This window comes from Achromobacter sp. SD115 (assembly GCF_017355315.1).
Classification (GTDB): Bacteria; Pseudomonadota; Gammaproteobacteria; order Burkholderiales; family Burkholderiaceae_B; genus Achromobacter; species Achromobacter xylosoxidans_B.
Genome location: NZ_JADIJM010000026.1, coordinates 48,265 through 74,762, shown reverse-complemented (window position 1 = coordinate 74,762; position 26,498 = coordinate 48,265). Strand labels below are relative to the sequence as shown.

Annotated in this window: 19 protein-coding genes and 2 riboswitches; of the genes, 10 read left to right on the top strand and 9 right to left on the bottom strand. The window is 66.5% G+C overall.

From position 1 onward, the window contains the following. Positions 1–34 precede the first annotated feature (34 nt). From IPU70_RS27750 to IPU70_RS27710, 9 genes are all read left to right on the top strand, one after another. Positions 35–1,528, top strand: coding sequence for a CoA-acylating methylmalonate-semialdehyde dehydrogenase (locus tag IPU70_RS27750; RefSeq protein ID WP_207472473.1), 1,494 nt, complete (start codon positions 35–37; stop codon positions 1,526–1,528). Positions 1,529–1,778: 250 nt separating this feature from the next. Continuing rightward, positions 1,779–3,287: a M81 family metallopeptidase gene (locus tag IPU70_RS27745; protein WP_207472472.1), complete on the top strand. Its 1,509-nt coding sequence runs from the start codon at positions 1,779–1,781 to the stop codon at positions 3,285–3,287. 82 nt (positions 3,288–3,369) lie between these two features. Then, positions 3,370–4,935 (top strand): ABC transporter substrate-binding protein, encoded by a 1,566-nt coding sequence (locus IPU70_RS27740; protein WP_207472471.1) that lies wholly within the window; start codon positions 3,370–3,372, stop codon positions 4,933–4,935. A 26-nt stretch (positions 4,936–4,961) separates the two neighbouring features. Then, positions 4,962–5,903 carry an ABC transporter permease gene (locus IPU70_RS27735; protein ID WP_013396226.1) on the top strand — a complete coding sequence of 314 codons (942 nt, stop codon included), beginning with the start codon at positions 4,962–4,964 and terminating at the stop codon, positions 5,901–5,903. A gap of 2 nt (positions 5,904–5,905) precedes the next feature. Continuing rightward, positions 5,906–6,811, top strand: coding sequence for an ABC transporter permease (locus IPU70_RS27730; protein WP_207472470.1), 906 nt, complete (start codon positions 5,906–5,908; stop codon positions 6,809–6,811). A gap of 5 nt (positions 6,812–6,816) precedes the next feature. Further along, positions 6,817–8,508: an ABC transporter ATP-binding protein gene (locus IPU70_RS27725; protein WP_207472469.1), complete on the top strand. Its 1,692-nt coding sequence runs from the start codon at positions 6,817–6,819 to the stop codon at positions 8,506–8,508. 32 nt (positions 8,509–8,540) lie between these two features. Then, complete coding sequence (locus IPU70_RS27720; protein ID WP_207472468.1) at positions 8,541–9,950, top strand: amidase; 1,410 nt, start codon at positions 8,541–8,543, stop codon at positions 9,948–9,950. A 33-nt stretch (positions 9,951–9,983) separates the two neighbouring features. Beyond that, positions 9,984–11,459 carry a M81 family metallopeptidase gene (locus IPU70_RS27715; RefSeq protein ID WP_207472467.1) on the top strand — a complete coding sequence of 492 codons (1,476 nt, stop codon included), beginning with the start codon at positions 9,984–9,986 and terminating at the stop codon, positions 11,457–11,459. 238 nt (positions 11,460–11,697) lie between these two features. Then, positions 11,698–13,662: a DUF945 family protein gene (locus IPU70_RS27710; RefSeq protein WP_207472466.1), complete on the top strand. Its 1,965-nt coding sequence runs from the start codon at positions 11,698–11,700 to the stop codon at positions 13,660–13,662. A gap of 94 nt (positions 13,663–13,756) precedes the next feature. Here IPU70_RS27710 and gcvP read toward each other — a convergent pair whose 3' ends face one another. The 8 genes from gcvP to IPU70_RS27670 form a co-directional block, all read right to left on the bottom strand. Beyond that, entirely contained in the window at positions 13,757–16,630 is a 2,874-nt protein-coding gene (gcvP, locus tag IPU70_RS27705) for an aminomethyl-transferring glycine dehydrogenase (RefSeq protein ID WP_207472465.1), read from the bottom strand. A gap of 102 nt (positions 16,631–16,732) precedes the next feature. Next, positions 16,733–17,110, bottom strand: coding sequence for a glycine cleavage system protein GcvH (gcvH, locus tag IPU70_RS27700; RefSeq protein WP_042795177.1), 378 nt, complete (start codon positions 17,108–17,110; stop codon positions 16,733–16,735). Positions 17,111–17,208: 98 nt separating this feature from the next. Next, positions 17,209–18,309, bottom strand: coding sequence for a glycine cleavage system aminomethyltransferase GcvT (gene gcvT, locus IPU70_RS27695; RefSeq protein ID WP_207472464.1), 1,101 nt, complete (start codon positions 18,307–18,309; stop codon positions 17,209–17,211). An 86-nt stretch (positions 18,310–18,395) separates the two neighbouring features. Continuing rightward, positions 18,396–18,518: riboswitch (glycine riboswitch) on the bottom strand. Between the two features lie 35 nt (positions 18,519–18,553). Further along, positions 18,554–18,649, bottom strand: a riboswitch (glycine riboswitch). A gap of 55 nt (positions 18,650–18,704) precedes the next feature. Continuing rightward, entirely contained in the window at positions 18,705–19,598 is an 894-nt protein-coding gene (locus tag IPU70_RS27690; protein ID WP_013396235.1) for a ZIP family metal transporter, read from the bottom strand. 30 nt (positions 19,599–19,628) lie between these two features. Beyond that, positions 19,629–20,243 (bottom strand): superoxide dismutase, encoded by a 615-nt coding sequence (locus tag IPU70_RS27685; protein ID WP_207472463.1) that lies wholly within the window; start codon positions 20,241–20,243, stop codon positions 19,629–19,631. Between the two features lie 148 nt (positions 20,244–20,391). Then, on the bottom strand, positions 20,392–21,594 hold the full coding sequence (locus IPU70_RS27680) for an NAD(P)/FAD-dependent oxidoreductase (protein WP_207472462.1): 1,203 nt from the start codon (positions 21,592–21,594) through the stop codon (positions 20,392–20,394). Beyond that, positions 21,594–23,855, bottom strand: a complete 2,262-nt coding sequence (locus tag IPU70_RS27675; protein WP_013396238.1) for an arginine/lysine/ornithine decarboxylase — start codon at positions 23,853–23,855, stop codon at positions 21,594–21,596. The genes IPU70_RS27680 and IPU70_RS27675 overlap by 1 nt, the downstream gene beginning before the upstream one ends. A gap of 266 nt (positions 23,856–24,121) precedes the next feature. Then, entirely contained in the window at positions 24,122–24,574 is a 453-nt protein-coding gene (locus IPU70_RS27670; protein WP_207472500.1) for a hypothetical protein, read from the bottom strand. 113 nt (positions 24,575–24,687) lie between these two features. Here IPU70_RS27670 and IPU70_RS27665 point away from each other — a divergent pair, with 113 nt between their 5' ends. After that, entirely contained in the window at positions 24,688–25,206 is a 519-nt protein-coding gene (locus IPU70_RS27665; protein ID WP_207472461.1) for a GNAT family N-acetyltransferase, read from the top strand. A gap of 40 nt (positions 25,207–25,246) precedes the next feature. Here IPU70_RS27665 and IPU70_RS27660 read toward each other — a convergent pair whose 3' ends face one another. After that, a complete protein-coding gene (locus IPU70_RS27660) occupies positions 25,247–26,488 on the bottom strand; it encodes a GGDEF domain-containing protein (RefSeq protein WP_207472460.1) in 1,242 nt (413 codons plus the stop codon). Positions 26,489–26,498 lie beyond the last annotated feature (10 nt).

Sequence of the window (26,498 nt, the reverse complement as noted above, 5' to 3'; positions counted from 1 at the left end):
ATTTTTCCAAGCCCCGGATTCGAGCGTTCGACCCATGAAGAAGATCCCCCATTTCATCAACGGCCAGCACTACGACGGCCGCAGCAACCGCTACGCCGACGGCTTCAACCCCGCCACCGGCGAAGTCACCTCCTCCATTCCGCTGGCGTCCAACGAAGAAGTGGCGCTGGCCGTGGCCGCCGCCCGCGCCGCCTTTCCGGCCTGGTCCGAAACGCCCGCGCTCAAGCGCGCGCGCATCCTGTTCAATTTCAAGGCGCTGCTGGACAAGCACCAGGACGAACTGGCCGAGCTGATCACGCGCGAACACGGCAAGGTCTTTTCCGACGCCAAGGGCGAAGTCACGCGCGGCATCGAAATCGTCGAATTCGCCTGCGGCATTCCGCAGTTGATGAAGGGCCAGTACTCCGACCAGATCGGCGGCGGCATCGACAACTGGAGCATGCGCCAGGCGCTGGGCGTGGTGGCCGGCATCACGCCGTTCAACTTCCCCATGATGGTGCCGTGCTGGATGTTCCCGGTCGCCATCGCCTGCGGCAACACCTTTGTGCTCAAGCCTTCCGAGCGCGATCCCTCGGCCTCGCTGCGCCTGGCTGAACTGCTGGCCGAGGCCGGCCTGCCCGCAGGCGTATTCAACGTCGTGCATGGCGACAAGCAGGCAGTGGACGCGCTGATCGCGCACCCGGACGTCGAAGCCCTGTCCTTTGTCGGTTCGACCCCCATCGCCGAGTACATCTACGCCGAAGGCACCCGCCGCGGCAAGCGCGTGCAGGCGCTGGGCGGCGCCAAGAACCACATGGTGATCATGCCCGACGCCGACCTGGACCAGGTCACCGACGCCCTGATGGGCGCGGCCTACGGCTCGGCCGGCGAGCGCTGCATGGCCATCTCGGTGGCCGTGGCGGTGGGCGACGTGGCCGACAAGGTGGTCGAGCGCCTGACGCCGCGCGTCAAGGCGCTGGTGGTCAAGGACGGCATGCAGGGCGACGCTGAAATGGGTCCGCTTGTCACCTCGCAGCATCGCAACAAGGTCGTGGGCTACATCGAGGACGGCATCGCCGCGGGCGCCACGCTGGTGGCCGATGGCCGCGGCCTGCAGGTGCCGGGCAACGAAAAGGGCTTTTTCCTGGGCGGCACGCTGTTCGACAACGTCAAGCCCGCCATGAACATCTACCGCGAAGAAATCTTCGGGCCGGTGCTGTGCGTGGTGCGCGTGCCGGACTTTGCATCGGCCGTGGCATTGATCAACGCCCATGAGTTCGGCAATGGCGTGGCCTGCTTCACGTCCGACGGCGGCGTGGCGCGCGCCTTCGCCCGCCAGATCAAGGTCGGCATGGTCGGCATCAACGTGCCCATTCCCGTGCCTATGGCCTGGCACTCCTTCGGTGGCTGGAAGCGTTCGCTATTCGGCGACCATCACGCCTACGGCGAAGAAGGCATCCGCTTCTATTCGCGCTACAAGAGCGTGATGCAGCGCTGGCCGGACAGCATCGCCAAGGGCGCGGAATTCACGATGCCAGTGGCTGAGTGAGGGTCCCCCCCCGAAGCGCTGCGCGCTTCCCCCCCAGGGGGGCGTCGCTGCGGACCGGCGGAGCCGGATCCGCGCGACCCGGCTTGGGGGACGTTTTGCCTGATTGCGGCGTTGTGCCTGTTTTCTTTGCTCCTGTTTTCTTTGTGCTTGTTTTATGCGTGGCTGGTGGTGCGGTGGCGCCACTTTAGAACTGACTTGGGCGCGGCTTGGCCCGCGCCTTTCCTCACATCAAAACAACAAGGGGATCCTGATGCGCATCGGGATAGGCGGCTTTCAGCATGAAACCAATACGTTCGCGCCTTCGCGCGCGGCGTGGGAAGACTTTGCCGAGAAGGGCGGTGGCTGGCCCAAGCTGGTCAGCGGGCCCGCGATGTTCCAGGCGGTGGCGGGCGCCAACATTCCGGTGGCGGGATTTATTGAAGCCATGGGACGGCACACGCTGCTGCCCACCACCTGGGCGGCGGCCAGCCCCTCTGGCCCCGTCACCAAGGACGCATTCGAACGCATCAGCGCGATGATCCTGCAGGGTCTGTCGCTGGCGCTGCCGCTGGACGGCGTCTATCTCGACCTGCATGGCGCCATGGTCACCGAGCATCTGGACGATGGTGAAGGCGAGCTGCTCAGGCGCGTGCGCGAGCTGGTGGGCCCCGACGTACCCGTCGTCGCCAGCCTGGACCTGCACGCCAACGTGACCCGCGCCATGGTGCGCCACGCGGACGCGCTGATCTGCTACCGCACCTATCCGCACATCGACATGGCCGAAACCGGACAACGCGCCGCCGAACTGCTGGCCGCGCGGCTGGCCGGCGCGCCGCGGCCCTGCGTGGCCCTACGCTCGCTGCCCTACCTGATTTCGCTGTGCTGGCAGTCCACCGATATCGAACCCTCGCGCAGCCTGTACCAGATGGTGGGCGAGCTCGAAACGCGCGGCGCTCTCAGCCTGTCGTTCGCCACGGGTTTTCCCGCGGCCGACTTCCCCGAATGCGCGCCCACGGTGTGGGCCTACGGCGCCACGCAAGTCGAAGCCGACGCCGCGGCCGACGAGATGACACGCGCCGTGCTCAACGCGGAACGCGACTTCGGCGGCAAGCTCTACACGCCCGACGAAGCCGTGCAGGAAGCCATGCGCCTGGCGCGCGACGCGCATAAACCCGTGGTCATCGCCGACGCGCAGGACAATCCGGGCGCTGGCGGCAGCTCGGACACCACCGGCGTGCTGCGTGCGCTGATCCGGCACGATGCGCGCGACACCGCCATTGGCCTGATCGTGGACCCTGCGGCGGCGCTGGCGGCCCATCGCGCGGGCACCGGAAACAAGGTACGCATTGCATTGGGTGGACACTCGGGTATTCCCGACGATGAGCCGCTGGACAGCGAGTTCATCGTCGAGAAAACGTCGGATGGACGCTTCGATACGCATGGCGCGTTCTATCGCGGCTTCCATATGGACCTGGGTCCCAGCGCCTGCCTGCGCGTAGGCGGGGTGCGCATCATCGTCGCGTCGAACAAGGTGCAGATGGCGGACCAGGAAATGTTCCGTTTCGCCGGCGTGGAGCCGCAACGCGCCGCGATCCTGGTGGTCAAGAGTTCCGCGCACTTCCGCGCCGATTTTACCGGCATCGCCCAGACGATCCTGGTGTGCGCGGCCCCCGGTTCCATGCTGATGGATGCGGCAAAACAACCATGGACACGGTTGCGTCCCGGCATCAGAATGGCGCCTTGCGGACCCGTCTTTTCGGACGGGCCCGCTACCGCCTGAAGCTCGCACGCCGCCCCAGCGCGGCGGATCAACGACGCAGCGGCGCGATGGCGCCGCTCACTACGCATCAAGGGGAACATTCATGCTGAAGTACGTCCGAGCGGCCGCGCTGGCCGGCGCCACCCTGATGATGGCTCACGGCGCCTACGCCGAGACCGTCATCAAGACGGTAATGCATTCGCCTCTGCGACTGACCGATCCGCATGCCACCACCGCGTACATCACGACGTGGCACGGCTACATGATTTACGACACCCTGCTGGCCACCGACGCGGACAACAAGATCCAGCCGCAGATGCTGGAAAAGTGGGAAGTCTCGCCCGACGGCAAAACCTACACCATGACCTTGCGCGACGGCCAGAAGTGGCATGACGGCAAGCCGGTGACCTCCGAGGACTGCGTCGCTTCGATCAAGCGCTGGGCCGCCGGCGACGGCATGGGCCGCACGCTGCTGAAGTTCACCGACAAGATCGAAGTCATCGACGACAAGAGCTTCCGCATCGTCATGAAGGAACCCACGGACCTGGCGCTGCGCGCCCTGTCCAAGCCCACCGGCACCGCGCCGTTCATGATGCCCAAGCGCATCGCCGAACAGGCCATCGGCCAGCCCATCACCGACATGACCGGTTCGGGCCCGTTCAAGGTCATCGAATTCAAGCCCGGCGTGAAGACGGTCTACGCCAAGAACGCCGACTACGTGCCGCGCAAGGAACCCGCCAGCGGCCTGGCCGGCGGCAAGGTCGTCAACGTCGACAAGGTCGAGTGGGACGTCATGCCCGACGCGCTGACCACCGCCAACGCATTGTTGGGCGGCGAGATCGACTTCGTCGAACAGTTCCCCTACGATCTGCTGCCGATGATCGAAGGCAACAAGGATCTGAAGGAAGAGTCGCTCAGCCCGGTCGGCTACTTCACGATGTACCGCTTCAACTTCAAGTACCCGCCGTTCAACAACAAGAAGGTGCGCCAGGCCGCGATGTACGCCATCGGCCAGGAAGACGTGATGAAGGCGCTGGTCGGCAATCCCAAGTACTGGAAGACCTGCGCCTCGCTGTGGGGTTGCGGCACGCCGCTGGAAAGCGACATCGGCAAGGACATGGTGGTACCGTCCAACATCGAAAAGGCCAAGGCGCTGCTGAAGGAAGCCGGCTACGACAACACGCCCATCCTGGTCATGCACGCGACCGACGTCGGCACCCTGTCGGCCCAACCGGTGGTGATGGCCCAGGCGCTGCGCAAGGCCGGCTTCAACGTCAACCTCGCCGCGATGGATTGGCAGAGCGTAGCCACCCGCCGCGCCTCGAAGGCCGCGCCCGCCGAAGGCGGCTGGAACATCCACAACACCAACTGGTACGCCACCGACGTGATGGACCCGGTCCGTTCCGCACCGGCCGCGGCCAACGGCGACAACGCCTGGTTCGGCTGGCCCGACTTCCCGCAGATCGAGGAACTGCGCACCAAGATGGCGCTGACCTCCGACCCTGCGGAACAGAAGAAGATCGCCGAGGAAGTGCAGCGCATCGGCATCGATGAAGGCCTGTACGTGCCGCTGGGCCAGATGTCCGTGCCCACCGTCTACTCGACCAAGCTGTCGGGCCTGGTGCATGCGCCGGTGTTCGCGTTCTGGAATGTCAAGAAAGCCCCTTGACGGGCAAGTAGTTCAGGGGGAAATACATGCTGGCATTTGTCTCACGCCGGCTCCTCGCGACCATCCCCGTTCTGGTGATGGTCGCGGTGGTGGTCTTCGCGATATTGCGTTTCAGCCCGGGGGATCCGGCCATCATCATGGCGGGCGATGGCGCCACGCCCGAGCGTATCGTGCAGATACGCCAGACGATGGGCCTGGACCAGCCGGTCATCAAGCAATTCTTCATCTGGGGCGGCAAGCTCCTGCAAGGCGACCTGGGCACTTCGCTCATGTCGGGCGTGCCGGTCACCAAGCTGATCGGCCAACGCCTTGAACCCTCGCTCAGCCTGGCGGTGCTGACCCTGGTGTTCACGCTGATCGTCGCCATCCCGCTGGGCGTGCTGGCCGCGTGGCGGCAAGGCAAGCTGCTGGACCGCGCCGTCATGGGCTTCTCGGTGCTGGGCTTCTCGGTGCCGGTATTCGTCACGGGCTATGTGCTGATCTGGCTCTTCGCCATCAAGCTGGGCTGGTTCAACGTGCAAGGCTACACGCCGCTGGAAAAAGGCTTCTGGCCCTATCTGCACCGCCTCATCCTGCCGTCGCTGGCCCTGTCCACGGTCTACGTGGCGCTGATCGCACGCATCACGCGCACCAGCGTCATCGAGGTCATGGGCGAGGACTTCATCCGCACGGCGCGCTCCAAAGGCCTGGGCGAAACCGGCGTGCTGCTGGGCCATGCCCTGCGCAACGCCGCGGTGCCCATCGCCACGGTGGTGGGCCTGGGCATCGCGCTGCTGATCAGCGGCGTGGTCGTGACCGAATCGGTGTTCAACATCCCTGGCCTGGGCCGGCTGGTGGTGGAAGCCGTGCTGGCGCGCGACTACCCAGTCATCCAGGGCCTGACGCTCTTCTTCGCGTTCGTCTACGTGTTCATCAATCTGGTTGTCGATTGCGCCTACACGGTGTTCGACCCGCGGATCAGGTACTAACGATGCAAACGCCAACCGATGCCGCCGCGCAAGCGGCCGCCGATCTCCCCGGAGGCGGCACGCCCCAGGCCACCGCCTGGCGCCAGATCCGGCTGGGGCTCAAAAGCTGGCCCGTGATGCTGGCGCTGATCGTGCTGGTGGCCGTCGTCGCCATCGCGCTGTTCGCGCCGCTGCTGGGCACCGTCGACCCCACTTTCATCAACCCCGGCGCGCGCCTCAAGCCGCCCTTCTCCGATTACCTGCTGGGCACTGACGCCTTCGGCCGCGACGTCTGGTCGCGCGTGGCCTACGGCGCCCGCATCTCGCTGATTGCAGGCTTGGGCGCGGCGCTGGTCAGCGTCGCCCTCGGCCTGGTCATCGGCGTGATCGCGGGCTGGTTCCGCTCGCTGGACGGGCTGATCATGCGCACCATGGACGCCATCATGGCCATCCCCGGCATCCTGCTGGCGATCGCCCTGGTGTCGGTCACGGGCGCCAGCATCACCACGGTGCTGGTGGCCATCACCATCCCGGAAATTCCGCGGGTGGTGCGGCTGGTGCGCGGCCAGATCCTGACCGTGCGCGGCGAGCCCTACGTCGAGGCGGCGCTGGCCCTGGGCACGCCGCTGCCGCTGCTGCTGTGGCGCCACATGGTGCCCAGCACCATCGCGCCGCTGACGGTGCAGGGCACGTATGTCTTCGCCTCCGCCATGCTCACCGAAGCCATCCTGAGCTTCCTGGGCGCGGGTATCCCGCCCGAGATCGCCTCCTGGGGCAACATCATGTCCGAAGGGCGCATGTACTTCCGCATGCTGCCCGGCCTGATCCTGTTCCCCGGCCTTTTCCTGTCGCTGACCGTGCTCAGCGTGAACATCCTGGGCGACGCCTTGCGCGACGCGCTGGACCCGAAAATGGTGCGCAGGATCTGATGCCGATGACCTACTCTCCCATTCCTCCCGCGGGCGACACCTCGTCCGCCATCCTGGCCATCCGCAACCTCTCGGTAGAAGTCGCCGGCGCCGGCAACCGCGTCGTGCGCAACCTGAGCCTGGACGTGCACGCCGGCGAGACCGTGTGCGTGGTCGGCGAATCCGGCTCGGGCAAGTCCGTCACTTCGCTGGCCGTGATGGGCCTGCTGCCGCCCGGCGTGCTGGGCGTCAGCGCGGGTTCCATCCGCGTCGAAGGCGAAGACGTGGTCAGCGCCACGCAGCGCCGCCTGCGCGAGATGCGCGCCACGCGCATGGCCATGGTGTTCCAGGAACCCATGACCGCGCTGAACCCCGTGCACACCGTGGGCAAGCAGGTCGACGAAGTGCTGCGCCTGCACCGCAAGCAGATGTCGGCCGCGGAACGCCGCGCCAAGGTGCTGGACATGTTCCGCTCCGTGCACCTGCCCGACGTCGAACGCATCTTCGAGGCCTATCCGCATCAGCTGTCGGGCGGCCAGCGCCAGCGCATCGTCATCGCCATGGCGCTGATCCTGGAACCCAAGCTGCTGATCGCCGACGAGCCGACCACGGCGCTGGACGTCACCACGCAGAAGCAGATCCTGGCGCTTATCAAGGAACTGCAGGTCAAGCACCAGACCGCCGTGCTGTTCATCACGCACGACTTCGGCGTGGTGGCCGAGATCTCCGACCGCATCGTGGTGATGAACCGCGGCGACCTGATCGAAAGCGGCACGCGCAACGAGATCCTGGCCGAGCCCAAGCAGTCCTACACCCGCCGCCTGGTGTCCTCCGTGCCCAGCCTGGTGCCCTCGCGCCGCGAGGCGCCGGCCGGCATGCCGGTGCTGCACGTCAAGGGGCTGGGCCGTACCTACGGCACCAAGAGCTCGCTCTTTTCGCGCCAGACCGCGCGCAGCGTGATCGCGGCCACCGACGTCAACCTGACGCTGCGCAAGGGCGAGATCCTGGGCATCGTGGGCGAATCCGGTTCGGGCAAGTCCACCGTGGCGCGCTGCATCGTGCGCCTGATAGAACCCACCGCCGGCCACATGATGATGGGCGGCGAAGACCTCAGCACCCTGTCCGGCGCGGCGCTGCGCCCCGTGCGCCGCCGCATCCAGATCGTGTTCCAGGATCCGTACCGTTCGCTGAATCCGCGCCGCACGGTCGGCGAATCCATCATCGAGGGCCTGCTGAACTTCGGCGTGGCCCGCGAGCAGGCCTTGAAGCGCGCCGGCGAAACGCTGAGCGTCGTGGGCCTGAGCCCGGACGCGATGAACCGCTATCCGCACCAGTTCTCCGGCGGCCAGCGCCAGCGCATCTGCATCGCGCGCGCCCTCGTCATGGACCCCGAGGTCCTGGTGGCCGACGAGGCGGTGTCCGCCCTGGACGTGTCGGTACAGGCGCAGGTACTGGAGCTGCTGGAGCAGGTGCGCCAGCGCACCGGCGTGGGCGTGCTGTTCATCACTCACGACCTGCGCGTGGCCGCGCAGATCTGCGACACCATCATGGTGATGCAGCGGGGCAAGGTCGTCGAGACCGGCTCCGCCGAAACCGTGCTGACCGAACCGCGCCACGAATACACGCGGGCCCTGATCGATGCCGCGCCCGGACGCGACTGGGATTTCCGCAACTTCCGGCCGGTCGCGGCCGGCCTGGGCCACGCCGCCGCGCCCTGAGGCTCGCAGCCTGTACACACACTGGAACCGAAATGCCGCAACCGCATGAACTGTCCGCCGTGGAGATGCTCCAGGCCTACCGCAACAAGACGCTCTCGCCCGTCGAGGTCACCCGCTCGGTGCTGGACCACATCGCGCGCTGGGAGCCGCGGCTCAAGGCCACCTACGCCCTGGACGCGGACGGTGCGATGGCCCAGGCCCGCGCCTCCGAAGCCCGCTGGATGAAGGGCGAACCGCTGGCTACCGGGGGCCACACGCTGGATGGCGTGCCGGCCACCATCAAGGAGAACATCGCCACGCGCGGCGTGCCGGTGCCGCTGGGCACGGCAGCCACGGAATTGAAGCCCGCCGCCGCCGATGCGCCGCCGGCCGCGCGCATGCGTGAAGCCGGGGCGGTGCTGCTGGGCAAGACCACCATGCCCGACTTCGGCATGCTGTCCTCAGGCCTGTCCAGCTTCCATGAACTGACTCGCAATCCCTGGGATCTGTCCAAGAACCCGGGCGGCTCCAGCGCCGGCGCGGGCGCCGCGGCGGCCGCGGGCTACGGCCCGCTGCACATCGGTACCGACATCGGCGGCTCCGTGCGCCTGCCGGCGGCCTGGTGCGGCATCGCCACCCTCAAGCCCAGCCTGGGCCGCATCCCCATCGATCCGCCCTTCATGGGCCGCTGCGCCGGCCCCATGACCCGCACGGTCGCCGACTCGGCCCTCATGATGGGCGTGCTGTCGCAGCCGGACGCGCGCGACCATATGAGCCTGCCCTACCAGGACTTCGACTGGCTCGACCTCGAGCGCGACCTGCGCGGCCTGCGCATCGGCCTGCTGCTGGACGCGGGCTGCGGCCTGCCCCTGGACCCTGAAATCCGCGCTGCGATCGAGGCCGCGGCCCGCGCCTTCGAGGCCGCCGGCGCCACCGTCACGCCGATGCAGCCCTGGATGACGCCCGCCATGCTGGAAGGCGTGGACCGCTTCTGGCGCACCCGCTCGGCCATAGACCTGGCAGCCCTGCCCCAGGAGCGCCGCGACAAGATCCTGCCCTTCATCCGCACCTGGGCGGAAAGCGGCGGCGGCCAATCCGGCGAGGACGTATTCCGCAGCTATTACGAGACCATGAACGTGCGCGCCAAGACGGTCGCGGCCTGCGCGCCCTACGACTACGTGCTTTCGCCCGTGGCGCCGGTCGTCGCCTACAACGCCGAGTGGCCGTCGCCCACCAATGAAGTCGCGACCACCATGCACCACATCGGCTACACGCTGCCCTACAACATGAGCGAGCAGCCCGCGGCGTCCGTCAATTGCGGCTATACCAAGGCGGGCCTGCCCATCGGCCTGCAGATCGCCGGCGCCCGCTTCGACGACCTGGGCGTGCTGCGCATCGCGCGCGCCTGGGAAACCCTGCGGCCCGAACAACACCCCTGGCCCCAACCGCCCCAGGCAGCCTGACCTATCCTCAACAGCAAACCCACAGGAATTCCCATGCGTTGGCTTTTGGCAATGATCAAGCACGAAACGAATACGTTTTCGCCCGTGCCGACACCGCTTGAACGCTTTTTCCGCGGCAACCCCGAGGTCCTGGCCGGCGAACGCGCCATCAAGGCCTACGAAAATACCGACAGCGGCCTGGGCGGCTATATCGAAGTGGCGCGCCGCGAAGGCGCCGAGATGGTCGTGCCGGTGGCGGCCGAGTCCTGGCCCAGCGGCCCAGCCAGCGCCGACACCCACGAACGGCTGTGCAAGCTGGTTCTGGACGAGGTCCAGCGCGGCGGCTATGACGCCATCCTGCTCGACCTGCACGGCGCCATGGTGGCCGAGGGCGTGGAGGACGCCGAGGGCGACCTGCTGCGCCGCCTGCGCGAGATCGATCCGCACACGCCGGTGGCGGTAACGCTGGACATGCACGCCAATATCTACGACGACATCGTCAAGCACGCCACCGTCATCAGCGGCTTCCATACCTACCCGCACGTGGACATCCGCGCGGCGGGCCTGCGCGCCGCGAACGTGATCGCGCGCACCCTGAAGGGCGAGATCAAGCCCGTCATGTCCTGGGCCAACAAGCCCATGCTGCCGCACATCATGTGCCAGGGCACCCATGCCGCGCCCAACAAGCCGCTGCAGGAACGCTGCCAGGAGCTGGAAGCCGGCGGCGTGCTGGCCGCCTCGGTCTTCGTGGGATTTCCGCACGCCGACATCCGTGAAGCCGGCCTGAGCGCCGTGGTCTGTACCGACGGCAACCTGGCCGACGCGCAGCGCTACCGCGACGAACTGCTGGACCAGGCCTGGAACGGCCGCGCCGACTGGGTGTTCCACCCGGAGCCGCTGGCACCCACCATCGCACGCGCCAAGGCTATCGAACAAGGCCCCGTCGTATTGCTGGACCACTACGACAATACCGGCTCCGGCGGCACCATGGACACCACCGCCGTACTGGCCGAAGTGCTGCGCCAGGAACTGGAGAACGTGGTCTTCTACGCCATCTGCGACCCGCAGGCGGCGCAGCAGGCGGCAGCGGCCGGCGTGGGCCAGACCATCACGATCAAGCTCGGCGGCAAGATGGCCATGCCCGCCATCAAGGAACCCAGCGAACCGCTGGAAATCACCGGCCGCGTCAAGCTGGTGTTCGACGGCGTCTACCTGAACCGCGGCCCCATGTACCGCGGCGTACGCAACGACACCGGCCTGACCGTCGTGATCGATACCGGCCGCGTGGAGATCGTGGTCGTGTCGCGCCACCAGGAGCCCTTCGACATCAATTGCCTGCTGTCGGCCGGCATCGATCCGCTGCAAAAGCGCTACGTCGTGCTCAAGAGCCGGGTGCACTGGCGCGCGGGCTTCTCCGACATGGCAACGCAAGTGATTGAATGCACCGGCGTGGGCGTTACCACCTCGGATTACGGCCAGCTCGATTTCCAGCACGTGCGCCGTCCGATCTATCCCCTGGATCCGATGTAATCCGCGACCTTGGCCTTTTGCCCTGAAAAGCCGGCGCGAACGCGCCGGCTTTCATTTTGAAATCTTCTGTAACTGCGAGCACGGTCACATGACCACCGGCCTCGGTATACTCGCCGCGGGCCTTACAGGCCGATGAATGCGCGTATTCCGATGGCGGACGCCAGCAACAGGGTCCAGCGGCCACAAGCAGCCGCCAGTCACCGGATATGACTCGACAATCAACGATACAAGCAGAACGATGAAAAAGAGCGTAGCGATCACCCTCGGCGTGGTCATAGTGGGAGCGGGAAGCTGGGTCGGGGCCACGTGGTACACCGGCAAGCGCATCGAGGAAAGCTCGCAGCGCCATCTGGCGGAAGCCAACGAGAAACTGGCCAAGATCACGCCTCTGTTCGGTCTGCGCATCGATCAGCTGAAGTACGAACGCGGCCTGTTCTCGACGCAGGCGCGCTATGGCGTGTCGCTGGTCAACGGCGACAAGCTCGGCGAGGACCTGCCCAAGGGCATGATCGAGTTCGACGCGTCCATCGAACACGGTCCCTTCCCCAAGAGCGCCCTGGCGCGCGGCGCCATCGCCCCCAAGCTGGCGTTCACGCACGCCGAGCTCGCCAAGACCGACAACATCAAGGAACTGTTCGAGCTGACCAAGGGCGTAGCGCCCCTGAGCGCGGACACGGTCATCAATTTCGGCGGCTTCGCCACCTCCACCGCCAATATCGCCCCCGTGCAGATCACGCACGACGGCAACGCTGTCAACTTTAGCGGCATGGCGATCAACGGCACCTTCGACCGCGCGCAGCAGGCCGTCACGGCGCACGCCCTGGTCGAAACGCTGTCGGTGGATGGCGAGAAGTCGGATGACCCCATCAAGATGCTGCTGTCCGGCCTGACCATGGACGTCAACAGCCGCATGGGCAAGTTCGGCCTGTCGGTCGGCGATTCGAGCGTCAAGCTCAAGCGCATCGACGTCACCCGCCCCGGTGACGACGTCAAGGTCTCGGTGGACAATCTGGGCTATGGCGTCAAGCTGGCCGAAGACGACAAGAACGTCAATGTCGAAGCCACCTACCAGACCGGCACCATCACGCTGAACGACGTGGCGCTGGGCAGCGGCCAGGCCGTGATCAAGCTGGCCAAGCTGGACGGCGCCGCCATCAAGCAGCTGTCGGACACCTATAACCAGATCGTGCGCCAGTACATGCTGGGCGCCAGCGACGAAGGCCTGAAGGACGAGCAGTTCGACGCCGTGCTGGAAAACGCCGGCAAGCTGCTCAACGGCAACCCCTCGTTCAGCATCGATCCGATCAGCTGGAAGACCGACAAGGGCGAAAGCAAGCTGAACTTCACGCTGGACCTGACCAATCCGCCCAACGTCAAGGATCTGACTCCCCAGGAGATCATGGTCAAGGCCATCAAGCAGATCGATGCCACCCTGGTCATCTCCAAGCCCATGGTGCGCGACCTGATCGTGCAGTACGCCGTCAAGAAGCAAGGCTTGACCGCGGAAAAGGCCGCCGAGGAAGCCGACGACCAGATGCGCTCGATGTCCGGCATGGCTGAAATGCTCAACGTCGGCAAGAACGACGGCGACAACATCATCGGCAAGTTCCACTTCGCCGATGGCATGGGCGATCTGAACGGCCAGAAGATCCCCGCCGATGAACTGTTCGCGGGCCTGCTGGGCGCGACCGGCATGGACGACGACATGGACGGCATGGAAGAGGAAGGCGAACCGGCCGAAGGCGCCGAGCTGGCCGCAGCCACCGACACCGCCTCCGTGGCCGGCTACATGCAGGACTTCGACATGGACACCGTGACCGCCATGCTGGACGACATGGCCTACAACCCGCGCAAGCAGGATGGCGACGAAGGTCCTGTCCTGATGCTGGATCCCCGCGACACCGGCGCCAGCGAGCTGCGCGTCGACTTCCTGTGCAACGACTTCACAGAGAAGTGCCATGACCTCGTCGTGACCGCGACCTACAGCAGCAAGAAGCCGGTCTCGCTCAAGGCCATCAACGCCTGGAACCAGGAATACCGCTGGACGCGCGCCTACCTGGACGACAAGAACCGGGCCGTGCTGCAGATGGACATGAACTCGGAGGGCGGCATCGGCAAGGAAAACCTGCAGATCATGCTCAACACGTTCTTCAGCATCGCGGAAGACTTCGCCGTCACCAGCAAGGCCGCGCCGGCGAAGTAAATTTCAGCCGACGCAGGACGAAAAAATCCCCCATCTTTCGATGGGGGATTTTTTTTGCCCGGGCCCGGCTGGTGCCGGGCCTTGCCGTCCGCGTTTATGCGTAGGCTTCGATCGGCAGGCAGGCGCACACCAGGTTGCGGTCGCCGTAGGCATTGTCCACGCGGGCAACCGGCGGCCAGTACTTGGCGTCGCGCAGCGAGGCCACCGGGTAGGCGGCTTGCTGGCGCGGATAGTCGTGCAGCCATTCCTCGGCCAGCAGCATCTGCGCGGTGTGCGGCGCGTTCTTCAGGACGTTGTCTTCCGCATCGCGCTCGCCGCGCTCGACTTGAGCGATTTCCTCGCGGATCGAGATCATCGCGTCGATGAAGCGGTCCAGTTCGGCCACGCCTTCCGATTCGGTCGGCTCGACCATCAGCGTGCCGGCCACCGGGAAGCTCATGGTGGGCGCATGGAAACCGTAGTCCATCAGGCGCTTGGCGATGTCTTCGGCGCTGATGCCGCTGGTTTCCTTGAGCGGACGCACATCGAGAATGCACTCGTGCGCCACGCGGCCATTGCGGCCCGCGTACAGGACCGGATAGTGGTCGCGCAGGCGGGTGGCGATGTAGTTGGCGTTCAGGATCGCGACTTCGGTGGCGCGGCGCAGGCCATCGGCGCCCATCAGCGAGATGTACACGAACGGAATGGGCAGGATCCCGGCCGAACCGAACGGCGCCGCCGACACGGGGCCGACCTTGGCGTCGCCCGGCAGCTTGCCCTGCTCGTTCACCACGCCCGGCAGGTACGGCGCCAGGTGCGCGCGCACCGCCACCGGACCGACGCCGGGACCGCCGCCGCCGTGCGGGATGCAGAAGGTCTTGTGCAGGTTCAGGTGGGACACGTCCGAACCGAACTTGCCCGGCTGGGCCACGCCCACCATCGCGTTCATGTTGGCGCCGTCCAGGTAGACCTGGCCGCCGGCCTGGTGCACCAGATCGCAGATCTCGGTGACGGCTTCCTCGAACACGCCGTGGGTCGACGGATACGTGATCATCAGGGCGGCCAGCTTGTCGCCGACCTGTTCGATCTTGGCGCGCAGGTCGGCCAGATCGACGTTGCCGTTGGAGTCGGAAGCCACCACCACCACGTCCATGCCGGCCAGTTGCGCCGAGGCCGGGTTGGTGCCGTGCGCCGACGACGGGATCAGGCAGATGTTGCGTTGATGCTGGCCGTTGGCCTGGTGGTAGCCGCGGATGGCCAAGAGGCCCGCGTACTCGCCCTGCGCGCCCGAGTTGGGCTGCAGGCTGATGTTGTCGTAGCCGGTGATTTCGCACAGCGCGGCCGACAGGCGGTCGATCAGCTCGTTGTAGCCCTGGCTTTGCGAAGCCGGCGCAAACGGGTGGATCAGCGCGAATTCGGGCCAGGTGATGGGGATCATCTCGGCGGTGGCGTTGAGCTTCATGGTGCAGGAGCCCAGCGGGATCATGGTACGGTCCAGCGCCAGATCCTTGTCGGCCAGCTTGCGCAGGTAGCGCAGCATGTCGGTTTCCGACTGCACGCTGGAGAACACCGGATGCGTCAGGATGGCGCTTGCGCGCGCCACGCCGGCGGGAATGCCGCTCGCGGCGGCCGCGTCCAGCGCGTCGATGTCGAGCTCGACGTCGTCGCGCTCCAGGCCGGCGGCGAAGACATTGACCAGCGCCTGCAGGTCGGCCACGGTGACGGTCTCGTCCAAGGAAACCGCCAGGCGTGCGCCGTCGACGCGGCGCAGGTTGACGTGCTCGCAGTCCGCCGCGGTCAGGATGGCCGGGGTGGCCGCGCCGGTTTCCAGCAGCAGCGTATCGAAGAAGGTGTCGTTGGCGACCTTCACGCCCAGCTTGACCAGCTCGGCGCGCAGGATGGCGGTGCTGCGCTGCACGCGCTCGGCGATGCGACGGATGCCGGCCGGACCGTGCCACACGGCGTACATGCCGGCCATGACGGCCAGCAGCACTTGCGCGGTGCAGATGTTGGAAGTGGCTTTCTCGCGGCGGATGTGCTGTTCGCGCGTTTGCAGCGCCAAGCGCATTGCCGGGTTGCCCTGCGCGTCCTTGGACACGCCGACCAGGCGGCCAGCCATGTTGCGCTTGAAGGCGTCCTTGCAGGCCATGAAGCCGGCGTGCGGACCGCCAAAACCGAACGGCACGCCGAAACGCTGGGCCGAACCGATGGCGATGTCCGCGCCCCATTCGCCCGGCGCGGCCAGCAGGGCCAGCGCCAGCAGGTCGGTCGCAACGGCCACGATGGCGCCTTGCGCGTGCGCGGCTTCGGCCAGCTTGCGGTAGTCGACCACCGAGCCGGTGCTGTGCGGGTACTGCAGCAGCACGCCGAAACACTCGGGCAGGCCTTCGGCCTCGTCGCCGATGGCGATTTCGATATCCAGGCCTTCGGCGCGCGTGCGCACGACCTCGATGGTCTGGGGATGCACGTGGCGCGAGATGAAGAACACCGGGCTCTTCGACTTGGCGCTGCGGCGCGCCAGCGTCATGGCTTCGGCGGCGGCGGTGCTTTCATCCAGCAGCGAGGCGTTGGAGATGTCCAGCCCGGTCAGGTCGGCGACCATGGTCTGGTAGTTCAGCAGGGCTTCGAGACGGCCCTGCGAGATCTCGGGCTGGTAAGGCGTGTAGGCCGTGTACCAGGCGGGATTCTCAAGAATGTTGCGCAACACCACGTTGGGCGTCTGCGTGCCGTAGTACCCCTGGCCGATGTAGCTGCGGTAGACCTTGTTGCGGCCGGCGATCTGCTTCAGCTCGGCCAGCACGTCGGTTTCGCTGCGCGAGGCGGGCAGCGCCAGCGGGGCCTGGCTGCGGATCTTGGGCGGCACGACTTCTTCGATCAAGGCGTCCAGGCTGGCGCTGCCGATAACGGCGAGCATGGCGGCCTGGTCGGCGTCGGAGGGGCCGATGTGGCGGGGAATGAAGTCGGTATGGGTGTCTAGGGCGCGCGACATGGAGGATCTCGGGATAGCGGGTGTCGTCGGGGGACGGACGGTAATGCATCTTGCGGAACGGGCGCGGGGCTTGCGGCGCCGCGTCCGTTCCGGCCAGGCGGCTTAGCCGTTGGCGACGGCTTCGTAGCCGGCGGCGTCGAGCAGCTTGTCGGCGTCGGCGGCGTTGACCGGCTTGATCTTGAAGATCCAGGCGGTGAAGGCCGATTCATTGATCAGGTTGGGGTTGTTTTCCAGTTCTTCGTTGAACGCGACGATTTCGCCGGCCACGGGAGCATAGATGTCCGAAGCGGCCTTGACCGACTCGACCACGCCGGCGGTTTCACCGGCGTTCAGCTTGGCGCCGACCTTCACGTCGCCGACGAAGACCAGATCGCCCAATTGGTCCTGGGCGGTATCGGTAATGCCGACGACGAACACGTCGCCTTCGGCTTTGACCCATTCATGGGACTCGGTGTACTTGCGATCGGTGGGCAGACTCATGGGAACTCCTGAGGGAATGCGGGTAGATGAATGGTGTTGCGCGCCTCGCGCGGGCGGCCGTCGCCCCATGGGCCGGCGGCTCGAGCGAAGCTTCGAGTTTACGAGTGTTCGACCGCTTTGCCGTTACGCACGAACGGCAATTTGCAGGCCAGGGCGGGCACCCATTTGCCGCGGATGTCGACCTCGACCGTATCGCCCGGCTTCACGCCTTGCGGCAGGCGCGCGAAGCCGATCGACACGCCCAGCGTGGGGGACATGGTGCCGCTGGTGAGTTCGCCCGTGCCTTGCTTGGTGCGCACGGCCATGTGCGCACGCATGACGCCGCGCTCTTGCAGCTTCAGGCCGATGAAGGTGGCGGGGGTGGCGAATTGTTCCAGCGCGTCGCGGCCGATGAAGCGGCGCTCGGCGTTTTTCAGGGACACGGTCCAGGTCAGGCCGGCCTGGTCGGGCTGGGTCAGCTCGTCCATGTCCTGACCGTAGAGGTTCATGCCGGCTTCCAGGCGCAGCGTGTCGCGCGCGCCCAGGCCGCAGGGGCGCACGCCCTGGGCAACCAGATCGCGCCACAGCTGCACGACCTCGGCGGCGGGCAGCACGATTTCAAAGCCGTCTTCGCCCGTGTAGCCGGTGCGTGCCACCAGAGTGTCGTCGCCCACGCGGGCGGCCACGAAGGCGGTCAGCGGCTCGCTGGCGGCTTGCCACGCCGGGCGCGTGGCCCAGACCTTGGCGCGGGCGTTGGGGCCCTGCACGGCGACCATGGCCAGGTCGCGGCGCGGCGTGATGGCGACGTCGAACCGGCCGGCCTGCTTGACGCGCTGCATCCAGGCCACGTCCTTGTCGGCGGTGCCGGCATTGACCACCACGCGCCATTCATCGGCGGCGAAGAAATAAATGATCAGGTCGTCGATCACGCCGCCCTGGGGGTTCAGCATGCAGCTGTACAGCGCCTTGCCAGGCACGGTGAGCTTGGCCACGTCGTTGGCAACCAGGCGCTGCAGGAAGGCATAGGCGTCGGGGCCGATGACGTCGACGTTCAGCATGTGCGACACGTCGAACATGCCGGCGTCCTGGCGCACGGCATGGTGCTCTTCCAGCTGCGAACCGTAGGCCAGCGGCATGTCCCAGCCGCCGAAGTCGACCATGCGGGCGCCAGAGGCGACGTGTTCTTCGGCCAGCGGGGTGCGTTTGAGGGTTGCGGACATGCGCGGAAACTCCGGGACGGCAGTGTTGCCAGGGTTACGGAATGCCGGTGGTGCACGGCGGCCTGCGCCTGCACTACGGCTGAATCTTCCGCCCCTCTGTCCTTTTGCCTGAGAGTTGCCCCGCATGACGGGTTTGCACCTTCGGCGCCTGGGCTGCTCGCTATGTCCCTAGTTCAGGGGCGGCGCCAGGTCTCTCCAGAGTACTGTTTTGCCGGGTCCACACGGTGAGAAAACCGGGACGGGGCAAGCATGGGCGGTATGGGTTACCTGAGCGATTCCGGGCGAATTGCGCCTTCGGCGGCGGCCGGACGTACAGGCCGCTCTCTCCCGCAACATGCGTGACAGCGGCGCAAGCATACAACGAAAGCCGCGGCCAGGGAATGCCCGCGCCGGCCTCAACCCAGCGCCGTATCCAGCAGCATCATCAGCACGAAGCCCAGCATCAGCCCGCAGGTCGCATAGACCTCATGCCCCTTGCGGTGCGATTCCGGGATGATCTCGTGGCTGATCACGAACAGCATGGCGCCGGCGGCAAAGCCCAGGCCCCAGGGCAAGAGCGGCTCGGACCAGCCGACCACGGCGGCGCCCAATACTGCCCCCAGCGGCTCGACCAGCCCGGACAGCATGCCCAGCGCCACGGCGAACGCGCGCTGATAGCCCGCCGCCAGCAGCGCCACGGCCACCACCAGGCCTTCGGGAATGTCCTGGATCGCGATGCCGGTGGCCAGCGCGGTGCCGCGCATGGCGTCGTTGCCTGCATAGCCCACGCCGATCGCCAGGCCCTCGGGCAGGTTGTGCAAGGTAATGGCGAAGACGAACAGCCAGGTGCGGCGCAGGCGGTGCGCCTCTATCCCTTCCCTGCCCTTGATGAAATGCTCATGCGGCAGCGTGCGGTCCATGAGCAGCAGCACCGCCGCCCCCAGCAGCAGCGCGGCGCCCACCGTCAGCCCGGCGCCCCAAGGGCCATAGCCCAGGTCGCGACCCGCCGCGATACCGGGCGCCACCAGCGAAAAGGCGCTGGCCGCCAGCATCACGCCGGCGCCGAAGCCGAACATGCTGTCCTGCACTTTTTGCGGAATGCTGCGGGCGAACAGGATGGGCAGGGTACCCAGCGCCGTGGCGGCGGCGGCCACCAGACCGCCCAGCAGGGCGTCGGCGACGTGCGGCGCGCGCACGTCCAGATAGGCCCACAGCTGGTGCAGGCCCAGGCAGGCCACCAATACGGCCAGGGTCCACACGCTGATGCTGGTGGCCGCCGGCCGCACGCGATGACGGCTGAAAGTATTCATGTGCCGCTGCCCTCCTTGCCAGGAATGCGCTTAGCGCTGGGCCGCCGCGTAGCGGCGCGCCACTTCAGGCCAGTTCACGACATTGTAAAAGGCGCCGATGTACTCGGGCCGGCGGTTCTGGTACTTCAGGTAGTAGGCGTGTTCCCACACGTCCAGCCCCAGGATGGGCGTGTTGCCCTGCATCAGGGGGCTGTCCTGGTTGGCGCTGCTTTCCACCATGAGCTTGCCGGCCGGCGTGACCGAGAGCCAGGCCCAGCCGCTGCCGAAGCGGGTCAGCGCGGCCTTGGTGAAAGCGTCGCGGAAAGCGGCCAAACCGCCAAGCTCGGCTTCGATGGCCGCCGCCAGGGCGCCATCCGGCTCGCCTCCGCCCTCGGGCGACATGACCGCCCAGAACAGGCTGTGGTTCGCATGGCCGCCGCCATGGTTGCGCACCGCGCCGCGGACGGCTTCGGGCAATTGCTCCAGCCGCGCCACCAGGGATTCAACCGGCTCGTCAGTGGCGATGCCCGCGCCCTCCAGCGCCGCGTTCAGGCTGTTGACGTAGGTCTGATGGTGCTTGCTGTAGTGGATCTCCATCGTCATCGCGTCGATGTGAGGCTCCAGAGCGTCGTAGGCGTAAGGCAGGGGCGGAAGGGTGTAGGCCATGCATGTCTCCGTGGGATCCGCCCCCTGTTCAGGGTTTAGATCATTATCAGAAACATAAATGATAAGTATTTTTATTTAATATCACAACGGCAGGCTTCCAATTCCTGCCATAGCGCCGGCCTATCGGCGCCCTCACCTGTCGGAAAAACTAGAGCGCCTTGCCGCAGGCGACACCGGAGGCCCAGGCCCACTGGAAGTTGTAGCCGCCCAGCCAGCCCGTGACGTCCACGGCCTCGCCGATGAAATAGAGGCCGGCGGCGGTCTTGGCCTGCATGGACTTCTGGTCCAGGCCGCGCGTGTCCACGCCGCCGCGCATCACTTCGGCCTTTTTGTAGCCGGCCGTGCCGCTGGGCACCAAGGTCCATTGATGGATGTCCTGGGCCAAGGCGCGCAGGGTCTTGTCCGGCGCGTCCGCCAGACGCAGCGCCGCCAGGCCAGGCTTGCCGCCCTGCTCCGCCAGGTGCAGCCAACGGTCGGCCAGGCGCTTGGGCCAGAGGCCCGCCAGCACGGTATGCAGCTGCTGCCGGTTGCCCGACTTCGATGCCAGCAATTCCTCGGCCAGGTCGCGGCCGGGCGCCAGATCGATCACGATGGGCTCGCCGGGTTTCCAGTAGCTGGAGATCTGCAGGATGGCCGGGCCGGACAGGCCACGGTGGGTGAACAGCAGATCCTCGAGGAATTCACCGCGGGCTTTGCCCTGCCCCGTGTGCAGATTGACTTCCAATGCCACACCGGACAATTCCGCCAAGGGCTGCCACTGCGCAGCGTCGAAGGTCAGCGGCACCAGGGCGGGCCGCGGCTCCACCACTTTCAGGCCGAACTGCCGCGCGATCTTCAGGCCGAAATCGGTGGCACCCAGCTGGGGAATGGCCATGCCGCCCGTGGCCACCACCAGTTTCGCGGCGCGGATCGGGCCCTGGCTGGTGCGCAACTCGTAACCCTGTTCGCCATGGGCGATCTCGGCCACCGAACATCCCATGCGCCACTGCACCCTGCCCGCATCGCATTCGGCGCGCAGCATCTCGATGACGGATTCGCTGGAATCGTCGCAGAACAGCTGGCCGCGATGTTTCTCGTGCCAGGCGATGTGGTGGCGCTTCATCAACGCCAGGAAATCCTGCGGCGTGTAGCCCGACAGGGCCGAACGGCAAAAATGCGGATTTTCAGACAGGAAGTTGGCGGGGCCGGCGCCAATATTGGTGAAATTGCAGCGGCCGCCGCCAGAGATGCGGATTTTCTCCGCCAGGCGCTCGGCGTGGTCGACCAGCACCACGCGCAAGCCGCGCTGGCCGGCGACCGCGGCACACATCATGCCCGCGGCGCCGGCGCCCAGTACTGCTACATCGAACATCAGTCTTCGATCAGGCAGTCGACGTAGTAACGCTTTTCGCCGTCCGGACCCACTTCGTCGGCCAGGCCGTGGATGTAGGTTTCGAAGCCCGGGAAGCGCTGGTTGAACTCGCGCGCGAACTGCAGGTACTGGACGATGGTGCGGTTGAAGCGTTCGCCCGGGATCAAGAGCGGGATGCCCGGAGGATACGGCGTCAGCAGCACGCCGGTGACGCGGCCTTCCAGCTTGTCAATGTCGACGCGCTCGACCTCGCGGTGCGCCATGCGGGCAAAGGCGTCCGACGGCTTCAGCGCCGGCACCATGTCGCTCAGGTACATCTCGGTGGTCAGGCGGGCCACGTCGCGCGCGCGGTAGGCTTCGTGGATCTCCTGGCACAGGTCACGCAGGCCCATGCGCTCGTAGCGGCGATGGTCGCGGCAGAATTCCGGCAGGATGCGCCACAGCGGCTGGTTGCGGTCGTAGTCGTCCTTGAACTGCTGCAAGGCGGTCAGCAGCGTGTTCCAGCGGCCCTTGGTGATGCCGATGGTGAACAGGATGAAGAACGAATACAGCCCGGTCTTCTCGACCACCACGCCGTGCTCGGTCAGGTACTTGGACACCAGCGCGGCCGGGATGCCGGTTTCGCCGAAGCTGCCCGACATGTCCAGGCCCGGGGTGATGATGGTGGCCTTGATCGGGTCCAGCATGTTGAAGCCTTCGGCCATTTCGCCGAAACCATGCCAGTGGTCGTTGGATTCCAGGATCCATTCGTCGCGGTTGCCGATGCCTTCGGAAACCAGGCGGTTCGGGCCCCAGACCTTGAACCACCAGTCGTTCTTGCCAAACTCGGATTCCACCTTGCGCATGGCGCGGCGGAAGTCCAGGGCTTCGCGGATGCTCTCCTCGACCAGCGCGGTGCCTCCGGGCGGTTCCATCATGGCGGCAGCCACGTCGCAGGACGCGATGATCGCGTACTGGGGCGAGGTGGACGTGTGCATCAAGTAGGCTTCGTTGAAGACGTTGCGGTCCAGCTTGCGGGTCTCGGACTCCTGCACGATGATCTGCGAGGCCTGCGAGATGCCGGCCAGCAGCTTGTGCGTGGAGTGGGTGGCGAACACCATCGCGTCCTGGCTGCGCGGGCGGTCCACGCCGATGGCGTGCATGTCCTGGTAGTACTCGTGGAACGACGCATGCGGCAGCCAGGCTTCGTCGAAGTGCAGCGTGTCGACATAGCTGCCCAGCTGCTTCTTGATCATTTCGACGTTATAGATGACGCCGTCGTAGGTGCTCTGCGTCAGCGTCAGGATGCGCGGATTCTTGTTTACCGCTTCGCGCGCGAAGGGGTTGGCCTCGATCTTCTTGCGGATGTTGTCCGGGTGGAACTCTTCCAGCGGGATCGGGCCGATGATGCCCAGGTGGTTGCGCGTGGGACGCAGGAACACCGGGATCGCGCCCGTCATCGTGATGGCGTGCAGGATCGACTTGTGGCAGTTGCGGTCCACCACCACCACGTCGCCCGCGGCGACGTTGGCATGCCACACCACCTTGTTGGAGGTGGAGGTGCCGTTGGTCACGAAGAAGCAGTGGTCAGCGTGGAAGATGCGCGCGGCATTCAGTTCCGACTCGGCCACCGGACCGGTGTGGTCCAGCAACTGGCCCAGTTCGTCCACGGCGTTGCAGACGTCGGCGCGCAGCATGTTCTCGCCGAAGAACTGGTGGAACATCTGGCCCACCGGGCTCTTCAGGAACGCCACGCCGCCGGAGTGGCCGGGGCAGTGCCAGGAATACGAGCCGTCCTGCGCGTACTTGACCAGTTCGCGGAAGAACGGCGGCGGCAGGCTGTCGACGTAGCTGCGGGCTTCACGGATGATGTGGCGCGCCACGAATTCGGGGGTGTCCTCGAACATGTGGATGAAGCCGTGCAGCTCGCGCAGGATGTCGTTCGGGATGTGCTCGGAAGTGCGCGTCTCGCCGTACAGGTAGATGGGGATGTCGGCGTTGCGGAAACGCAGCTCGCCGATGAAGGCGCGCAGGTTCTTGATGGCGCTGGCCACGTCCTCGGGCGAATCCACGTCGAACTCTTCGTCGTCGATCGACAGGATGAAGGCGCTGGCCCGGCTCTGCTGCTGGGCGAACGAACTCAGGTCGCCGTAACTGGTCACCCCGATCACCTCGACGCCCTCGGCCTCGATCGCCGCGGACAGGGCGCGGATACCCAGACCGGACGCGTTCTCGGAACGGTAGTCTTCGTCGATGATGAAAATGGGGAAGCGGAATTTCATGCAGGCGCTCCTGGGGGCAAGGCGGGTTCGGACGCTTATCGCGGCGCGAGTGTACTTCTAGTAAAAATCCGCCTGATGACAGACGGCGCGAGCACCCGCCAGGGCGGCGGGAATGGCCGAATTGTAGGGCTGTTTTTCTTACAGTCCTAAGGGAAATCCCGGAAAGGCCCGGACGGCCGTTGTCATCGCGCCAAAAGCGGACGCTTTCAGCACAGAAACCCGGGCCGCGCCGGGGAGCAAACCGGCGCCCGTAGCGTTGCGGAACGCTAACGGATGGTGCTCGCCTCGCCCGCCTGCAAGGCCGTCAGGAACTGTTCGAAATAGGGCGGGATGGCCTCGGCGGACCCGTAGCGGATGCGCCGCTCGACCTTGGCGATGGCGCCGAAGCAGACCTCGGTTCCGGGTTCGCCGCAGACCAGCACCACCGGATCCTCGTCGTCGCACACTTCGTACAGGCCGCCATGCGCGCGGCGTCCCACCTCGTAGAGGTAGGCGGCAGCGCCGACAGTCTGCATGGGGGTGAGAGGCAGGGTCCCGAGGTGGGCGGCCTCCAGCGCTTCGTCCAGCGCATGGACGCTGGACGGTGTGTAGTCCAGCACGGCGCCGGTAGAACCGGCTGCCTGGACAAATTCCTGCGCGGCATCCGCCACACGCGCCACGAACTCTTCCTGGACTTCGTCGCGCTTGGCGTCCTGGTTTATCTTGAGGAAACCGAACATCATTGGCTCCTTTGTGAAAACCGCAAGCGGCGTTAGGACCATTATAGGCAGCGTGCCCCCCTATACTGCCCAAACCACAGCCAAACGTTCCCTATTCCCAACACTTGCCGCCCATGCCCCCTGCCATTGTCCGACGCCTTGTTCCCGCCGATGCCGCGCCGTTGCGCCAATTACGCCTGGACGCCCTGGTGGAAACCCCTGAATCGTTCGGATCGAGTTACGAAGAGGAACACACGCTGACATTGGAGGATATCCGCGGCTGGATCCAGCCTTCGGACGACAGCGCGATGTTCGGCGCGTTTTGCGGCGAGGCCCTGGCGGGCATTATCGGCGTGGGCCGGCAGCGCAAACTGAAGATGCGCCACAAGGCGCATATCTGGAGCATGTACGTCACGCCAGCGCAGCGTGGCCAGGGCTTGGCCCGGCAGCTGATGCAAGCGGCGATCGCCCACGCCGAGGGCATGCGCGGCATCCGCCAGGTGCAGCTGAGCGTGACCGCCAACAACCGGGCCGCGACCGCGTTGTACCTCAGCCTGGGCTTCACCGAGTATGGGCGCGAGCGCGAAGCGCTGTGCGTGAACGGCGAACTCTACGACGAAGCGCTGATGGCGCTGCCGCTGGCCGGCAAGTAGCCGGGCCGCGTCAGGCCGGGCCGCGTCAGGCCGGGCCGCGTCAGGCCGCGCCCGCCCGCCGCCGCGTGCTGTAGGCTCGCACCTGATTGCGGCCTTCGTCCTTGGCCTTGTAGAGCGCCTGGTCCGCCGCCTTGATCACCGACTCGGGCGCGCGCAGGGCGTCGCTGCGTTCGGCCACGCCGATGCTGACCGTTACCCGAAGCGGCCGCGCAGTGCGCGCATCGCGTCCGCTGCGGCGACGCAGACCGATCTGGTCGGCCTTGGGGCGCGCCGGCTTGTCGCGCAGCCGCATCTGGTAGGCCTCGATGGCGCGCCTGACGCTTTCCAGGTGCGGCATGCTTTCCGCCGCGGTCTTGCCGGGAAACACCAGCGTGAACTCCTCGCCGCCGTAGCGGTAGGCATGGCCGCCGCCGGGTACGCGCCGCAACTGTGCCGCCACCATGCGCAGCACCTGGTCGCCCACGTCGTGGCCGTGGGTGTCGTTGAAGGCCTTGAAGTTGTCCACATCGGCCATCGCCAGCGTGTAGACGCGACCCATGCGCTGCAGCCGCTCGTTCAGCGCGCGCCGGCCCGGCAGCCCGGTCAGCTCATCGCGGAACGCCATATGGAAGCCTTCGTGCGCCAGCGAAATGCACAGCGCCGTCAGCGCCGCGGTGGACATCAGCGCCAGTTCGATAGGGTGCTCCGCCCCGCGCGGCAAGGCCCAGGCCATGCACACGAAGCCCAGCCACTGCCCCGCCTGCTGCGGACGGCCATAGCGCAAGAGCAGCAGCGTCAACGTCAGACCGGTGGCCAGCAACGCGATCAGCCCTTCGATCGGCACGCTCAGGTGCGCCAGCCGGCCCTGCACGGACAACATGCCAAGCAGATCGCTCACGCCTTCCTTGCCCGTCAGCGCAATCGCGGCCGCGCCGGCGGCGATCAGGCCGATGCGGGCGGCCAGATCCAGCAGCATGCTGGAACGTTCGGACCACAGGGCGTTGATGGTGTAGGCCAGCGACCACCACGCCAGCGCCGGCCCGACGGCCCAGGGCGCCTCGCTGGCTAGCGCCGGCCAGCCTGCGGTGGCGGCCAGTACGCTGAGCATCAGCACCATGGGCTGCGCGCGCTGGTACATCAGGCACACGGCGACGCCGATCAGCGCCATCACCCAAGGCACGAACGGCACGATCTGCGTCAGGGCGGGCGGCCATTCGCGCCACAACAGCAGCCCCACCGCGGCGGCCACCGGCAGCGCGGGATAGAACAACAGAGGCAGCCAGGGGATATGGGGGTAACGCACGGATCGGGGC

What these genes read in the sequence shown, in the direction of transcription:
- IPU70_RS27725 (WP_207472469.1), top strand. Translation starts at nt 6,817, where the DNA reads ATGACCTACTCTCCCATTCCTCCCGCGGGCGACACCTCGTCCGCCATC.
- gcvP (WP_207472465.1), bottom strand. Translation starts at nt 16,630, where the DNA reads ATGTCGCGCGCCCTAGACACCCATACCGACTTCATTCCCCGCCACATC.
- IPU70_RS27745 (WP_207472472.1), top strand. Translation starts at nt 1,779, where the DNA reads ATGCGCATCGGGATAGGCGGCTTTCAGCATGAAACCAATACGTTCGCG.
- IPU70_RS27720 (WP_207472468.1), top strand. Translation starts at nt 8,541, where the DNA reads ATGCCGCAACCGCATGAACTGTCCGCCGTGGAGATGCTCCAGGCCTAC.
- IPU70_RS27750 (WP_207472473.1), top strand. Translation starts at nt 35, where the DNA reads ATGAAGAAGATCCCCCATTTCATCAACGGCCAGCACTACGACGGCCGC.
- IPU70_RS27680 (WP_207472462.1), bottom strand. Translation starts at nt 21,594, where the DNA reads ATGTTCGATGTAGCAGTACTGGGCGCCGGCGCCGCGGGCATGATGTGT.
- IPU70_RS27740 (WP_207472471.1), top strand. Translation starts at nt 3,370, where the DNA reads ATGCTGAAGTACGTCCGAGCGGCCGCGCTGGCCGGCGCCACCCTGATG.
- IPU70_RS27710 (WP_207472466.1), top strand. Translation starts at nt 11,698, where the DNA reads ATGAAAAAGAGCGTAGCGATCACCCTCGGCGTGGTCATAGTGGGAGCG.
- IPU70_RS27690 (WP_013396235.1), bottom strand. Translation starts at nt 19,598, where the DNA reads ATGAATACTTTCAGCCGTCATCGCGTGCGGCCGGCGGCCACCAGCATC.
- gcvH (WP_042795177.1), bottom strand. Translation starts at nt 17,110, where the DNA reads ATGAGTCTGCCCACCGATCGCAAGTACACCGAGTCCCATGAATGGGTC.
- IPU70_RS27665 (WP_207472461.1), top strand. Translation starts at nt 24,688, where the DNA reads ATGCCCCCTGCCATTGTCCGACGCCTTGTTCCCGCCGATGCCGCGCCG.
- IPU70_RS27735 (WP_013396226.1), top strand. Translation starts at nt 4,962, where the DNA reads ATGCTGGCATTTGTCTCACGCCGGCTCCTCGCGACCATCCCCGTTCTG.
- IPU70_RS27730 (WP_207472470.1), top strand. Translation starts at nt 5,906, where the DNA reads ATGCAAACGCCAACCGATGCCGCCGCGCAAGCGGCCGCCGATCTCCCC.
- IPU70_RS27675 (WP_013396238.1), bottom strand. Translation starts at nt 23,855, where the DNA reads ATGAAATTCCGCTTCCCCATTTTCATCATCGACGAAGACTACCGTTCC.
- IPU70_RS27670 (WP_207472500.1), bottom strand. Translation starts at nt 24,574, where the DNA reads ATGTTCGGTTTCCTCAAGATAAACCAGGACGCCAAGCGCGACGAAGTC.
- gcvT (WP_207472464.1), bottom strand. Translation starts at nt 18,309, where the DNA reads ATGTCCGCAACCCTCAAACGCACCCCGCTGGCCGAAGAACACGTCGCC.
- IPU70_RS27685 (WP_207472463.1), bottom strand. Translation starts at nt 20,243, where the DNA reads ATGGCCTACACCCTTCCGCCCCTGCCTTACGCCTACGACGCTCTGGAG.
- IPU70_RS27715 (WP_207472467.1), top strand. Translation starts at nt 9,984, where the DNA reads ATGCGTTGGCTTTTGGCAATGATCAAGCACGAAACGAATACGTTTTCG.